Below are 14,270 nucleotides of genomic sequence, written 5' to 3'. Positions count from 1 at the left end.
ATGGCAAACGACGACATCACCTGGGTTCGACCAGAACACCGGGCGGCTTCTGCTGCCTGGCGGAAATACAGGGACTTTTGCAAAGGAGCTGAGGCCGTAAAGGCAGCGGGTAATAAGTACCTGCCTTATCTCGACCCAACTGATAAATCCACTCGCAATCGCAAGCGCAATGAGGACTATCTGAGCCGCGCGGTGTTCTATGCCATTGCCGGTAATACGAAAATCGGCATGCTTGGGATGGCGTATCGCAAGGACCCCACGTTTAACGGCCCTGAAAAGCTCAATTACCTGTTAGACAATGCTGACGGGGCCGGCACCAGTATCTACCAGCAGTCGCAGCTGGTGGCCGAGAACGTGCTGGAAGTTGCGCGAGAGGGCATTTACGTCGATTACGCTGAAGAATCCGACGAAGCAATCATCCTCCGCTACCCGGCAGAGAACATCATTAACTGGCGAACAAAGCGTATTAACGGACGCGATCAGCTGGTGCTGGTGGTACTGCGCGAATGCGTAGAAGAGCCAGATGGTTACGCGTACAAGGATGAAATCCAGTATCGCGAACTGGCGCTGGAAGAAGGGCGGTTTATCTGCCGGGTATGGCGCCGGGCTGGTGGCACCGCAAGCGGAACCTATACCGTTGACAGTGAGTACCACCCTAAGCCGAAAGGAAAGGACTACTGGGATGAAATTCCGTTTACCTTCGTCGGCGCTCAGAACAACGATCCCACTATTGATGATTCACCGCTGGCTGCACTGGTGGAGATAAATCACGGTCATTACCGAAACAGTGCTGACTATGAGGACAGCGTGTGGTTCTGTGGCCAGGTGCAGCCGTACATGACTGGACTCGATACCGGCTGGCGCGATCACCTCGAGAAGAAGGGGGTGAAAATTGGTTCCCGATCACCGCTTTTGCTTCCCAAGGAGGGCTCGTTTGGCTATGCCCAGGCGCAGCCGAACATGCTGGCTAAAGAGGCCATGGACAGCAAACGCGATTACATGGTGCAGCTGGGCGCCCGATTGATTGAGCAGAACGCCACGGCGAAGACTGCTACCCAGGCGAGCGGTGAGCAAACATCCTCAACATCGGTGCTCGGTATCTGCGTTTCAAACGTTTCTGAAGCCTATACGCTGGCGCTTGGCTGGTGTGCGAAATACCTCGGCATCAAGGGCGAAACGACGAGTTACACCATCAATCAGGAATTCATTGCGAAGGTTGCTGAGTCGGGCATGGTGACGGCGATCGTCAACGCCTGGCAGTCCGGTGCGCTGCGCGATAGCGATATGATTCGCGCGCTGCAGAAGCTCGATCTCATTGACCCGGCAGACAGCCCGGACGAGGTTATTGATGCGCTTCGCAATCAGGCACCCACGTTGACCGGAGGCTGATATGGCAACCGTAAACGAAAGCCTGCGCGATGAGTCGATCGCACATTCCGTCTGGTTGAGCCGCTACGCCACTGGAGTGGCAAACCGGATGGTGAAGTTGCTTAACGAGACGGACGCGGACCTGTCGGCACGTCTACTGGATGCGCTGGACAGATTGCCTCCTGAGAGCTTCACCGTTAGCCGTCTGCAGAGTTTACTGGGCAGCGTGCGTGAGCTTAACCATCAGGCCGTAGCCACCATGCAGGCAGGGCTCGAGAGCGAGCTGGTGGCGCTTGCAAAGAACGAAGCCAGTTATCAGCTGAGCCTGTTCGATTCCCTTCTGCCATCACAGGTCCTGTCTCACTATCCTCTGCAGGGCATCACCGCCGATATGGTGTATGCCGCAGCAATGGCGCAGCCCTTTCAGGGGAGGCTGCTGAGTGAGTGGGCGGAGAATCTGGAATCGGACAGGCTGGCGCGGATAGTGAACGCCGTCCGCAGGGGGTATCTTGCCGGCGACACGGTAGAAACAATCGCGCGCAGTGTTCGCGGCCACGCCAATAAAAATTATCGCGACGGCGCGCTGCAGATGAGCAGGGCAAACGCTGCCAGCATCGCTAAAACAGCCGTGAATCATCTGGCTGCCACAGCACGCAACAGCTTCACCAGCGCCAACAGCGATATCGTAAAAGGTAAACAGTGGCTATCTACGCTGGACAATAAAACCAGCCACGACTGCATTATTCGTGACCTGTTGCGTTACACCCTGGATAACAAACCGGTCGGGCATAAGGTGCCTTACCTACAGGGACCCGGGAAGATTCATTTTTGCTGTCGTTCTACTGAAACCCTGATTCTCAAGTCCTGGCGCGAACTCGGCATTCATATTGATGAGATGGACGAGGGGAGTCGTGCCAGCATGGATGGACAGGTACCGGCTAAAACCACGTATCTGGAATGGCTCGCGCGCCAGTCGGCACAACGCCAGGATCAGGTTCTGGGTGCCGAGCGTGGACGTCTGTTCCGCGCGGGTGAAATCGACCTGACTGATATGTTCACTGACAAAGGCGAATGGATCAGCCTGGAACGGCTGAAGCAGCTCTCAGGCACAAACAACTAACAATCACATCTTACTCCACGCCCTGGCATCCGCCGGGGCTTTTTTATGGGCGAGGCCCGGCAAAATCCCGAGGGGAAATTATGTTAATTCGAAACATGCTTCTGAAATATTACGCACCTGAAAGCGGCGGCGAGGGCAGCGGTGGCGGTGGTATCGAAATCACCCCAGAAATCCAGAAGCTGATAGATGAGCGCGTGACCAACGAAGTCACTGGCCTGAAATCAAAAAACTCTGAGCTGCTGGGGACCATCAAGCAGCAAAAAGAAAACCTGTCTCGCTTCGATGGTATCGACCCTGATGCAGTGCGCGGGATCCTCCAGCGTTTTTCCGACGACGAAGAGGCAAAGCTGATTGCCGCCGGAAAAATCGATGAGGTGCTCGATAAGCGCACCGAGCGTCTGCGTGCTGACGTTGATAAGCAAATCAAAGCCGCAAATGAACGCGCCGACAAAGCCGAAGCGTTCTCCAACAAATTCCGGGATCGAGTTCTGGGCGATGCAATCCGTGCAGCAGCCTCAAAAGCTGGCGCGCTGCCTGAAGCATCCGACGATCTGATTCTGCGTGCCAAAGGCACATTCCAGCTCAACGACGAAGGCGAGGCCGTAGCAGTTGATGCAAATGGCGATGTTCTGTTCGGTAAAGACGGCAAAACCCCACTAAGCCCGCTTGAGTGGGCGGAGTCTCTTAAGGAGACGGCCCCGCATCTGTTCCCACGCGCGGAAGGCACCGGCGCGGGCGGACACAAACCAAACGGTGGTGGCAGCCTGAAACGTTCCGAAATGAGCGCCAGCGACAAAGCGGACTACATCCGCAAGCATGGCCAGCAGGCCTTCCTCAAACTTCCGAAATAAGGGATTAACCCATGTCTACCACTGTTAATAGTGACCTGATCATTTATGACGACCTGGCGCAGACCGCTTTCCTAGAGCGCCGCCAGGACAACCTCGCAATTTTCAACGCGTCCTCCAACGGTGCGATCCTGCTGGATAATGAGCTGATTGAAGGCGACTTCCGCAAGCGAGCCTTCTACAAAGTGGGCGGTTCTATCGAATCGCGTGACGTTAACTCCACCGAAAAAGTGACGGGTAAGAAGATTGGCGCCGGTGAAGCCGTATCCGTCAAAGCACCGTGGAAATACGGTCCATACGAAACTACTGAAGAAGCGTTCAAACGCCGCGGCCGCTCGGTTGATGAGTTCTCCGAAGTAATCGGCACTGATGTGGCTGACGCGACGCTGGAAGGCTACGTGAAGTACGGCCTAAAGGCGCTTACGGCTGCTATTGGCGCAAACGCGGACATGGTGGTTACCGCCGATATCGAAACAGACGGTAAGAAGACCCTGACGCGCGGCCTGCGTAAGTACGGCGACAAGTTCAACCGTGTTGTTCTCTTCGTTATGCACTCCGCCACTTACTTCGACATCGTGGATGAGGCGATCGCCAACAAAATCTACGAAGAAGCTGGCGTGGTGGTTTACGGCGGGCAGCCGGGTACGTTGGGTAAACCTGTGCTTGTGACCGACACCATGGACGCTGATGCGATCCTTGGGCTGGTAGCCGGAGCGGTTACCGTCACCGAGTCGCAGGCGCCGGGGTTCCGTTCCTACGACATCAACGATCAGGAAAACCTGGCGATCGGCTACCGTGCTGAAGGCGTTGTTAATGTCGATTTGCTGGGTTACAGCTGGGATACCTCCAAAGGCGACAACCCGGACCTGACCAAAATCGGCACTGCAGGTAACTGGAAGAAGCATTTCACCAGTAACAAATCAACGGCAGGCGTGCTGATCAAACTGGAATCCGCAGTGGGGGAGTAACGCTGTCAGCGGATAAAACCTCCGCAACTGCTGACAGCACAGACGCGGTAACTGTTTCTCTGAAGTACACGCTGAATGGCGCAGGTCTTTCCGGCAAAACCGTTGCCTGGAATTCAACCGGCGGCACGCTTAGCACTGCCAGTTCGCAAACCGGCTCTGCTGGTGGGGCCACGGTCAAACTTACCTCTGATACAGCAGGTACTTTCACAGTCACCGGTACTGTTGATGGTGTTGCTAAATCGAGTGAGGAAATCACCTTCACCGCACTTGCTGCAGGCTAACCGATGGGGCGTAAGCCCCATTCAACGGATGCTCAGATGATTATTACTGATATCACCGCCGCTGACGTTAACAGTTACGCCAGTGAAGATGAACTGGCGTCATTTGCCGTGCTGAGAGGAGTTGAGCTGCCTGAAAAGCTCACACCATTACTGATTAAGGCGATGGACTACCTGGAAGGTCTTGATTGGGTAGGTTCCAAAGCAGACCCTCGACAGCCGCTGGCCTGGCCACGCGCAAATGTCATTCTGGATGGACACGACTTCCCACCCGACCAGGTGCCGCGGCAGGTTATCACCGCACAATGCATGCTGGCTATCGAGGCGATTGAGGGCGATCTGCTTTCAAGCGTTCGTGAGGCCGCGGTTAAAACCGAACGTGTCGAAGGCGCCGTAACCATGACTTATGCGGTTGCCGACGGTGAGGTGTTTACGCCAACTTACCCGGCGGTAATGGCTATTCTGGGCGACCTAGCTGGTGGGCGTGGATATGCAATCAATACTTTCGCGGAGCGCGCGTAATGGCCATCAACTATCAGAGAATGCAGGCGACAACGACTCGCATGCTCAAGCAGAACGGCATTGCATACGATGTCACGCGTAAGGGCACGTTAATCGTCATCGGTGGTGTGGAGCATCGTTCCGAGGATATCCAGTTCACCGCCATAGGAGTGAAGACGGATTACGCGCCAGGCGAAATTGATGGAACCGTCATTGAAAACGGCGATATTCGGATTGTCTTCACTGCTGAGAAGGAAATTAAAACCGGCGATCTGATCGTCGTGGACGGCGTAAGCCACCGCGTAGTTAAACCTAACCCCGTGAAACCGGGTGCGGTGGTGCTCTGCTACAAATCTCAGTTGAGGACATAGCATGAGCGATAATAAGGCGTTCACGGCTGCTATCACCGCGTTCGTGGACAAAGCCAAAGCGAATCAGGAAGCGGTCGTACGTGCTGTCGGCATTCGGATCCTTAATCAACTGGTGTTGATGTCACCTGTCGGCAACCCCGAACTCTGGGGCATCAACCAGACGGCAGCCTCTTACAATCAGGCGGTATACGACCATAACGAAGCGCAAAAATCGGACCCTAATAATCTGACTAAAACCGGACGGTTAAAGAAAAAGGCACGGCTGGTGGATGGGATGGATGTCAAAGCGCCTCCGGGTTATACGGGCGGCCGTTTTCGAGGTAACTGGCAGGTATCCTTTGATGCACCGACCACTGATGAAACGGGCCGTGTCGATAAAACCGGAAATCTGACAAAAGCCGCCGGCAATTACACGCTGTCGCTGTTCAAAGTCGGGATGAAGGCTATTTATTTCTGCAACAACGTCCCTTACGCGTATCGACTGGAGATGGGGCACTCTTCCCAGGCTCCGGGAGGGATGGTACGCATTACTGCTGCTGAGTTTCAGCGATTTTTTGAGGAAGCAGTAAGGGAGGTGACTAAATGATTCCCGATATCGCGGCGGCGCTGGCCGCCAGACTCGGCGAGTGGGCTGATGCTGAAGGGATCCCAGTAGCCTGGGAAAACGTGCCTTTCACACCGCCATCTGATGGGTTCTATCTTGCTGTCCATGACATGCCCGCCACACCGCGTACGCTGGACCTTGGTTTGCGCTGCCGCATTTATTCAGGTGTATACCAGATTAACGTTGTGGCCCCTGTCGGCATAGGCCGTACCGATGTTGTGGCTCTGGCTGACCGCGTGGCTGAATTGTTCCCCGAGGGGCTGGAAATTGCAGGCAAAGACTTTACCTGCTGGATTAGCAGCGCGCCTGGCATATTCCGCGGCGTTCCTACACCTGTGTCCTACACCGTTCCTGTCAGCCTGAATTATCGGGCAGACATTACCAACTGATTCCCTCTGTGATGTCCCACAACTGACCGGTCTTGAGCCGGTTTTCCCGTTTCTAAAGGAGTAACCAATATGGGCTTTGCATTGCCTAACGGCGCTCACGTCTATCTGGCATCGGGTTATGGCCCAGCCATTACTTTCACCGGGGCGACGAACGCCGAAAATATGGTGATCACCGTGAGTGAAGCGGACGCACTCAAGGTGGGTGATATTGTTCATGTGAACTGCAACTGGTCCGGTGTTGATAACGTAATTGCAAAAATTGATGCGATTGCAGAAAGCGCCGTAACCCTTCGCAATATCAATACCACCAACAAAAACAAATATGCCGCTGGTGGCGGTACCGGTTCGATCCGTAAGGTGCTTGAATGGACCGAGCTGCCGCAAATAACTGAGGTGTCGAAATCTGGTGGCGATCAGAACACCACACAGATTCAGTTCCTCAGCGATGATCGCCAGCGCAACCTGAATACCTATAAATCCGCAGTCTCCCAGACCTACTCGATCGCGCATGACTCAACTCTCCCGGTATATCCGTTGCTGCGCCAACTGGACGAAGACGAAGAGACGGTTGCGGCTTACATGTACGTGCCGAAGGCGAAGGAAAACCGTTACTGGGCGGCCACGGCGTCCTTTGACGATACGCCAACTACTGCGGTTAACGAGGTAGAGACAGTAAGTGTTGTGCTGAACCTGCAGTCACCGGCGATGACGTTCTACAAGGTGACTGACGCTGCCGCCTGACCCGTCAGAGCTTTCACTATTCCAAGCCTCCCATAACGGAGGCTTTTTTTCGTTAAGAGGTATCGATGGCGACCAAATTCACTCTTCAGCCCAAACCAACATTTAAGGCCAATGTCTCAATCCCCCGAGCCGGCGATGAGGATGGCGTGCTGACGTTCACGTTTAATCACAAACCACTTAAAGAACTGGCTGACCTGGAAAAACTCGAAGGCAAAACTGCCACTGATTTTCTGATGGAAATTATTTCTGGCTGGGCGCTCCCCGATGCATTCAACGCGGAGAATCTGTCGGTGCTGCTGGAAAACTATCCGGCTGCAATGAAGGCTATCCCTGAAACCTACTATCGCGAACTGATGGGGCAGCGCGAAAAAAACTGATAGCGGTTGCCTCTGCATTCTATACGCCTGAACCCACAGCGGCAGACCTGGCGCCATACGGGCTTACGCCGGATGACTACGACGATCAATACATCGACGTCTGGCCTGATATCTGGTCTTCATTCCTCGTATTTCAGGCCGTCAGCACGCAATGGCGAACGGGTATGGGCGGGCCATCCGGACTCGACTACAACGTTTTGTCCTGGGTGATGCGCCTGCACAACGTCGACGATGAGGCAACCGCGCTTTCGGATATCCGGGTGATGGAAAGTGCTGCGCTAAAAATTATGCATAAAGAGAGAGCGGAATGAGTAACGATATCGCCACGATTTCCCTGCGTGTAAATACCAGTGAGCTGGAGCGTGGTAACCAGGCACTGGATCGCTTTCAGGAGACGGCGTCCGCCGCGGCAGGTAAAGCGGATGACCTGAACAGTACGTTCCGTACCGGTATCGATAACCAAAAGAAAAATAGCGAAAGCCTGAAGCAACAGCGTCAGGAGCTGCAGAACCTGCTGAATAAAATCAGCCCGGTAAACAAGGCGCTGGATGAACTGGACACTATCCAGGAGAGCCTGGCGAAATTTCGCGGTAAAGGGCTGGTGGGAGACGAGGATTTTTCTCGTTACAACAGCGTGCTTGAGACGACGCGGGCAAAACTGGCACAGGTAATGGAGTCTGAAACCGCAGAGGGGCGGGCTCGCATTGAGCAGGCTCAGGCAGCGCAGCGTGCAGCTGCTGCGGGCAAAACCTTTATCGATTCGCTGGAAGAGCAGGTCACAGCAATCGGAAAAACGCGCGCAGAACTGTTAGAGCTAAAAGCAGCCCAACTTGGCGTGTCCGATCGTGCTGCACCGATGATCGCCCGACTGAAAGAGCAGGAGGAAGCGTGGAAGTCAGGAGCGATCAGCGCGGGGCAATACCGCAACGCGATGCGTTATCTCCCGATGCAAATGACCGACATTGTGACCTCACTGGCGTCCGGTATGCCGGTTTATATGGTGGCCATTCAGCAGGGCGGCCAGCTGCGCGATTCGTTTGGCGGTGTAGGCAATGCTCTGAAAGCGATGTTGTCGATGGTGACTCCTGCCCGAGTGGCCATTGGTGGCCTGGCTGGCGCTGTACTGATTGCGGCCAAAGCGGGAGCGGACTATTTCACCGCCTACGACGAAATCAACAAGGCTATTATCAGAACTGGCAACATTGCCGGCACGTCAGCGCTCCAGATCATGGCTTCCTCCCAGTCTATTGCTGCCTCTACTGGCGCTACTGTAGGAACCGTTCAGAGTCTAATGACTGAACTGATTAGCATGGGTTCGCTCACACAGCAGCAGCTCGAAAAAGCGGCGGGCTCTACGGCACTTGCAGTTCAAACCGGTATTGTGTCGGCGCAGGACATCACCAAGGCATATCAGGATATTGAAAAGGATCCGGTTAAAGCCCTTCAGAGTCTAAACGAACAATACAACTTCCTGACTGTTTCGCAGCTTAAGCACATTGATGAGCTGGTGAAGCAGAAGGACCAGACTGCTGCAGTTACACAGGCCATGGATTTGTTTGGCGACACAATGGCTGAGCGCGGAGAGCAGGCTTATGACTCGCTGACACCGTTTGGTCGCCTGTGGCTGGATATCAAAGGCTGGGCGTCTGAGGCCATGCAGAGTATTGGTCAGTGGGTAGCTGAGCTGGCATCAAATACTCTGAAGGAATTCAACGCAATTTATTACAGCGTTGCGATCGTTTTCCAGAAGCTGAACCAGATCATTTCTTCCTCTATCGCTGCCGCGATTAACCTCGTTCCCGACTGGGCGAAAACAGATACTTTGCAGGGATGGCAGGACTACAACGAACAAATGGCCGGCGCTTATGGCGACAGCGTCTCTCAGCTGAAAAAAGACTGGGATGCCGCTGATATCAGTGCAGGTAAATACCTCGATACGACCAGAAAGATAAGTACCGCAACCACCCAGAAGGATCGGGAAGGAGTCGCTTCTTTTGATAAAAAGACGCAAACCGGAAAGCAGGGCACTTTATCGGCTGGCGATCGCAGCACGGATGCTGCCCAGGCCGAGTTGCTGGCGCTTCAGTCTCAGTTACGCGCGCTGCAGCAGCATAAAGGGCTGAACGACACTATCAGCCAGCAGCGCAAAGATCTGTGGACGACTGAAGCGAAATTTCAGGTGCTGGAGGAGGCCTCCCGATCTCGCTCTCTGACAAAGCAGGAGCAATCCCTGCTGGCGAGTAAAGACCAGGTGCTTCAGTTGGCACGGCAGAAAGCCCTGTTAGGTGATCAGATTACCGCACAGGAACAGCTGAACAAGCGAATGGATACCTCGCAGAAATACGTCACACAGATGGCAGAGAAGCAGGCTGCATTAGTGAACGGTGCCGGGATGAGTGACCGTCAGGCTCAACGTGAGCTGGCAAAGAGCCAGCTTTCCTCTGGCTGGTTCAACTCCGGCGGCACGCTTGACGACGAGGGCTATCAGAAGCAGCTTAAGGCGGCGAATGATTACTATGATGCAGAGGACAGGTTGCGTGGCGACTGGTTGACCGGCGTGAAAAAGGGTTGGGCTGAATTTGAGGACAGCGCGACTAATGTTTACTCGCAGGTGCAGACGATTACCAGCAATGCGTTCGCCGGGATGGCCAGCACGCTCACCGACTTTTTTACTACAGGTAAATCTAACTTCTCAGACTTCCTTTCTACTTTCCTCAAGGGCATCGCCCAGATGCTGACACAACTGGCTTTGGTTAATGGAATGAAGTCAGCGTTTGGTGGAACGGGTATCGGTGCGTTCTTTGGTTTCTCTGGTGGTGGTCTGGTGCCGGGATTCGATAGCGGCGGTTACACCGGTGATGGCGGTAAATACCAACCGAAAGGCGTAGTTCATGGTGGTGAGTTTGTATTTACGAAGGAAGCGACCAGTGCACTTGGTGTTGGCAATCTCTATGCGCTTATGCGTGGAGCTCAGGGATATGCAAACGGCGGCTACGTCGGAAACGCACCGATGTTCGGGTTACAGGGAGGTAGTTCCGCTATAAATGTTAATGTCGGTGGTGTTGTGATTCAGGGACGTGAGCAACCAACGACAAGGTCGGCTCCAGCAAATAATGTGGATATCATCAAACAGCTCAAGCCGGCAATAGTTAACGTAATATCTGAGCAGGCGCAGCGGCCGGGGACGCCTTTATGGAATGCAATAAAAGGAACGCGATGAAGCTTAGTCAGTCCTTCGAAATACCGTTCCATGGCTCTAACGATTAGCACGACAAACAGCCTACTCAGGTGGGCTGTTTGTCGGTGATCAGTTGTAATAACTTACAATGCTCGTCAATTGCATCCCATATCATATCCTGCTGATCTCCATCCCACTCTTCAACCATCGCTAGTTCAGAGCGGAACTGTTTGAGCCTGATGTTAATGGCGGCTATTTCATTGCGGCCACATTTCTTAGCCATTTTAATCAATGATGCTTCAGGTGTCTTTTCATAGGGAGACAGCCCGGCCCGCGCTTTAATATATAGTGTCGTCAGTCTGTTCATAGGACTTCAATCGCGAATATTGGGTTGCTCTAACCTAAATTTATAGTGGGGTATTTTTAACTGCCTGAGACAGATATCTTTCCATAACCCGCATTTTGCTAGATATGTGAAGGGGAGACCGCTTCGACTTTTTTTGAGTTTTTTTATCAAATCACAAAAACGCACGGTTCGTCGACAACATTTCAAAAGATTAATATTAAACGAATCCCACTACTGTTCTTGGTGATAACTAACCCTTCAATCGTAGGTATTTAGCATTCTTTCTATGCGATAATAGTGTTAATGCAATGAATGGATGAAGGGCGATGGGATTTTCATATTGGTTTACCGTATGTGCTTGTTTTTTGATTGGTCCTATAACATTGGTTCAGTCTTTCGGCTACCTGCGCAAGGGAATCTATACCAAAACATTCAAGGGAACGAGTCGAAAGGAGTACATTCACAAGGATGCCAGGCCCTTTGAATACTGGTTCAGCATTATCTTTGAGTTTGGAGCGAGCTTCTTGCTAATTGGCGTAGGATTCTGGCTCTTAAGGGATATCCCCGCTGTCAACGAATGGTATGCTGAAATCCGCGCGATGTTACCTTATTGATTTTATGGCCAGACAGCACTTCAACGTTACTCCATTTAAGAACACATCATTTTTGTTAAGCAATTGACCCGCTTCGGCGGGTTTTTTTATACCCGGAGGAAAGTTGGCGATCGAAACATTTATCTGGCGAACCCAGATTCAGGCGGGAATGGAAGGGGAGCTCACTTACGCTACACGCTCTGCATCCTTCGGAGACGGGTTTGAACAGATCGCCGGTGAAGGCATCAACCCTGAAAAACAGTCATGGCCGATGACCTTAACGGGAAAAAAAGCAGAGATGCTCGATGCGCTGAGTTTTTGCCGCAAGCACATCACAAAATCCTTTATCTGGACGTCTCCTGTTGGCGAAACCGGTTTATACCGGATTGAAGCTGATTCCATTAAAGCCCAGCCGCTATCCAGCAAAGTGATGACCATAAAAGCAACCTTCAAACAGGCATACGCACCATGATTACTGAAGATTATCAACGCCTCGAACCGGGTGAAAAAATACGTCTTCTTGAGGTAGACGGTTCTGCGTTTGGTCTGGACGACGTTCTGCGCTTTCACGCTTATAACCTCCCGCATACTGAAGAGGAGATTGCGGCTGCTGGTGGCGACGAATCAAAGTTAAAGGCGAAGAGTATCTGGTGGCAGGGCGAAGAGTATGGTGCCTGGCCATATAAGCTCGAGGGACTGGAAGCTTCAACCGATGGCAGTAGCGCCCAGCCGACGCTCACTGTTGCCAACATTGACAGCTCTATCACTGCGCTCTGTCTGGCCTATGACGATATGCTGCAGGCCAAAGTTACGATTCATGACACTTTTGCGCATTACCTGGATGCGCGCAATTTCCCGGATGGAAATCCAACAGCAGATCCCTTGCAGGTGAGAAAGCGGGTTTTCTATATCGACGCTAAAAATAGCGAGCTTCCCGGTGAAAGTATCGAGTTTTTTCTTACCAGCCCGATGGATCTGCAGGGGTTGATGATTCCGACCAGACAGCTGCATTCCCTTTGCACATGGTGCATCCGGAATAGGTACCGCACCGGCGATGGGTGCGATTATGCCGGCACGCTTTACTTCGACAGAAACAACAATCCGGTAAGCGATCCCTCATTGGATGAATGCAACGGCACGCTCACCGCCTGCAAGCTTCGGTTTGGTGAAAACAATGAACTTCCTTTCGGTGGTTTTCCTGGAACATCTTTGATCAGGAGCTAACATGCGTCAGAAAACAATTCAGGATATCTTGGCGCATGCTGCGAAAGAATATCCCCGCGAATGCTGTGGCGTGATAGCGCAGAAAAGCCGGGTGGAACGCTATTTCCCATGCCGTAATCTGGCTGTCGAACCAACGGAACAGTTTCACCTTGCGCCAGAGGATTACGCTGCTGCTGAAGACTGGGGGACGATAACGGGAATCGTACATAGCCACCCGGACGCGACGACCCAGCCAAGCGAACTGGACAAGGCTCAATGCGATGCAACGTTGCTGCCCTGGCACATTGTCAGTTGGCCGGAAGGAGACTTTCGTACCATTACTCCCCGCGGCGAATTACCGTTGCTCGGGCGCCCGTTTGTGCTCGGACACTACGACTGTTGGGGGCTGGTAATGAGCTATTTCCGGCAGGAGCTTGATGTCGAACTTAAGGATTACCGTGTTGATTATCCGTGGTGGGAGGACTCCTATCCGGATAATTTCTATCAGGATTGCTGGTACGAATGTGGTTTCCGCGAATTTAGTGGATCACCAATGCCGGGCGATTTGATCATCATGCAGGTGGAATCGAATAAGTGGAACCATTCAGGGATCTTGCTGGAGGGGAACATGCTTCTCCATCATCTTTATGGTCACCTCAGTCAACGTGTGCCATATGGAGGTTACTGGATGGAGAGAACCATGAAAATTGTCAGGCATAAAAACCTAATCATGCAGGAGGGATAATGTGCGAACCCGTCCGTATTGTTCGCCTATATGGTGTTTTGGGTACTACGTTTGGCCGCGAATTCCAACTTTCGGTAGCCTCACCAAAAGAAGCCATCCGCGCATTGTGCGTTATCGTGCCAGGCTTTGAGCGTTTTTTGAATACCAGCAAGCAGCGCGGCCTAACCTACGCTGTTTTCAGCGGTAAGCGTAACCTGAACAATGATGAACTCGTCATGGATCAGAGCTCCGCTGATATTCGCATCGCACCAGTTATCGTTGGTAGTAAGCGAGGGGGTATTTTCCAAACCATCCTCGGCGTTGCACTTGTTGCTGCTGCAGTATGGATGCCTGGAGTAGGTATCGCAGCGAGTAACATTATGTTCCAGATCGGAGGGGCAATGGCCTTGGGCGGTGTCGTACAAATGCTCTCTCCACAGACAACCGGACTTGCCAGCAAGCAATCGGCAGACAATAAGGCCAGTTATGCCTTTGGGGGAGTAACCAATACGACAGCCCAGGGTTATCCTGTGCCGCTCCTTTACGGCAAGCGCCGCATCGGTGGAGCGATCATTTCTGCTGGCATTTATGTTGACGATCAGCAGTAGCTATAGTGCCAAACAAAGAGTATCTTCTTGAAATAACGCATTATAAGACTGGA

At 52.8% G+C, this 14,270-nt stretch carries 18 protein-coding genes; 17 read left to right on the top strand and 1 reads right to left on the bottom strand.

The window, feature by feature from the left end:
- From ACMGGU_RS10570 to ACMGGU_RS10510, 13 genes are all read left to right on the top strand, one after another.
- Positions 1–1,389, top strand: a complete 1,389-nt coding sequence (locus ACMGGU_RS10570; protein ID WP_420300525.1) for a DUF4055 domain-containing protein — start codon at positions 1–3, stop codon at positions 1,387–1,389.
- Between the two features lies 1 nt (position 1,390).
- The gene (locus tag ACMGGU_RS10565; protein WP_348554869.1) at positions 1,391–2,488 is read left to right on the top strand and encodes a phage minor head protein; all 1,098 of its coding nucleotides are present in this window, start codon (positions 1,391–1,393) and stop codon (positions 2,486–2,488) included.
- Positions 2,489–2,568: 80 nt separating this feature from the next.
- Positions 2,569–3,339 carry a hypothetical protein gene (locus tag ACMGGU_RS10560; RefSeq protein ID WP_046092055.1) on the top strand — a complete coding sequence of 257 codons (771 nt, stop codon included), beginning with the start codon at positions 2,569–2,571 and terminating at the stop codon, positions 3,337–3,339.
- A gap of 11 nt (positions 3,340–3,350) precedes the next feature.
- A complete protein-coding gene (locus ACMGGU_RS10555; protein WP_069719113.1) occupies positions 3,351–4,304 on the top strand; it encodes a major capsid protein in 954 nt (317 codons plus the stop codon).
- Positions 4,256–4,585, top strand: coding sequence for an Ig-like domain-containing protein (locus ACMGGU_RS10550; protein WP_420300973.1), 330 nt, complete (start codon positions 4,256–4,258; stop codon positions 4,583–4,585). Before ACMGGU_RS10555 ends, ACMGGU_RS10550 begins: the two co-directional genes overlap by 49 nt.
- A gap of 36 nt (positions 4,586–4,621) precedes the next feature.
- Complete coding sequence (locus tag ACMGGU_RS10545) at positions 4,622–5,104, top strand: DnaT-like ssDNA-binding protein (protein WP_420300524.1); 483 nt, start codon at positions 4,622–4,624, stop codon at positions 5,102–5,104.
- Positions 5,104–5,454, top strand: a complete 351-nt coding sequence (locus ACMGGU_RS10540; RefSeq protein WP_159125294.1) for a hypothetical protein — start codon at positions 5,104–5,106, stop codon at positions 5,452–5,454. Before ACMGGU_RS10545 ends, ACMGGU_RS10540 begins: the two co-directional genes overlap by 1 nt.
- Before the next feature lies 1 nt (position 5,455).
- Positions 5,456–6,040 carry a hypothetical protein gene (locus ACMGGU_RS10535; RefSeq protein ID WP_159125293.1) on the top strand — a complete coding sequence of 195 codons (585 nt, stop codon included), beginning with the start codon at positions 5,456–5,458 and terminating at the stop codon, positions 6,038–6,040.
- Positions 6,037–6,447, top strand: coding sequence for a DUF4128 domain-containing protein (locus ACMGGU_RS10530; RefSeq protein ID WP_257183833.1), 411 nt, complete (start codon positions 6,037–6,039; stop codon positions 6,445–6,447). Before ACMGGU_RS10535 ends, ACMGGU_RS10530 begins: the two co-directional genes overlap by 4 nt.
- Positions 6,448–6,516: 69 nt before the next feature.
- Entirely contained in the window at positions 6,517–7,188 is a 672-nt protein-coding gene (locus ACMGGU_RS10525) for a phage tail protein (protein WP_046092062.1), read from the top strand.
- Positions 7,189–7,253: 65 nt separating this feature from the next.
- Positions 7,254–7,565, top strand: a complete 312-nt coding sequence (locus ACMGGU_RS10520; RefSeq protein WP_023344275.1) for a phage tail assembly chaperone — start codon at positions 7,254–7,256, stop codon at positions 7,563–7,565.
- The gene (locus ACMGGU_RS10515) at positions 7,562–7,876 is read left to right on the top strand and encodes a DUF1799 domain-containing protein (protein WP_084832900.1); all 315 of its coding nucleotides are present in this window, start codon (positions 7,562–7,564) and stop codon (positions 7,874–7,876) included. The genes ACMGGU_RS10520 and ACMGGU_RS10515 overlap by 4 nt, the downstream gene beginning before the upstream one ends.
- Positions 7,873–10,785 (top strand): phage tail tape measure protein, encoded by a 2,913-nt coding sequence (locus ACMGGU_RS10510; protein ID WP_420300523.1) that lies wholly within the window; start codon positions 7,873–7,875, stop codon positions 10,783–10,785. Before ACMGGU_RS10515 ends, ACMGGU_RS10510 begins: the two co-directional genes overlap by 4 nt.
- A gap of 64 nt (positions 10,786–10,849) precedes the next feature.
- Here ACMGGU_RS10510 and ACMGGU_RS10505 read toward each other — a convergent pair whose 3' ends face one another.
- Entirely contained in the window at positions 10,850–11,110 is a 261-nt protein-coding gene (locus tag ACMGGU_RS10505) for a hypothetical protein (protein WP_045371007.1), read from the bottom strand.
- A 696-nt stretch (positions 11,111–11,806) separates the two neighbouring features.
- On the opposite strand from ACMGGU_RS10505, the gene ACMGGU_RS10500 reads away from it, so the two are divergent.
- The 4 genes from ACMGGU_RS10500 to ACMGGU_RS10485 are packed head-to-tail and all read left to right on the top strand — an operon-like array spanning position 11,807 to position 14,217.
- The gene (locus ACMGGU_RS10500) at positions 11,807–12,154 is read left to right on the top strand and encodes a phage tail protein (RefSeq protein ID WP_065102457.1); all 348 of its coding nucleotides are present in this window, start codon (positions 11,807–11,809) and stop codon (positions 12,152–12,154) included.
- Complete coding sequence (locus tag ACMGGU_RS10495) at positions 12,151–12,906, top strand: phage minor tail protein L (RefSeq protein ID WP_420300522.1); 756 nt, start codon at positions 12,151–12,153, stop codon at positions 12,904–12,906. The genes ACMGGU_RS10500 and ACMGGU_RS10495 overlap by 4 nt, the downstream gene beginning before the upstream one ends.
- A gap of 1 nt (position 12,907) precedes the next feature.
- Positions 12,908–13,630, top strand: a complete 723-nt coding sequence (locus ACMGGU_RS10490) for a C40 family peptidase (RefSeq protein WP_065102459.1) — start codon at positions 12,908–12,910, stop codon at positions 13,628–13,630.
- Positions 13,630–14,217, top strand: a complete 588-nt coding sequence (locus ACMGGU_RS10485) for a tail assembly protein (RefSeq protein ID WP_065102460.1) — start codon at positions 13,630–13,632, stop codon at positions 14,215–14,217. Before ACMGGU_RS10490 ends, ACMGGU_RS10485 begins: the two co-directional genes overlap by 1 nt.
- Positions 14,218–14,270 lie beyond the last annotated feature (53 nt).

The sequence above is a fragment of the Enterobacter sp. BNK-8 genome (genome assembly GCF_048685095.1).
Classification (GTDB): Bacteria; Pseudomonadota; Gammaproteobacteria; order Enterobacterales; family Enterobacteriaceae; genus Enterobacter; species Enterobacter quasiroggenkampii.
This window is presented reverse-complemented; position numbering and strand designations above follow the sequence as displayed.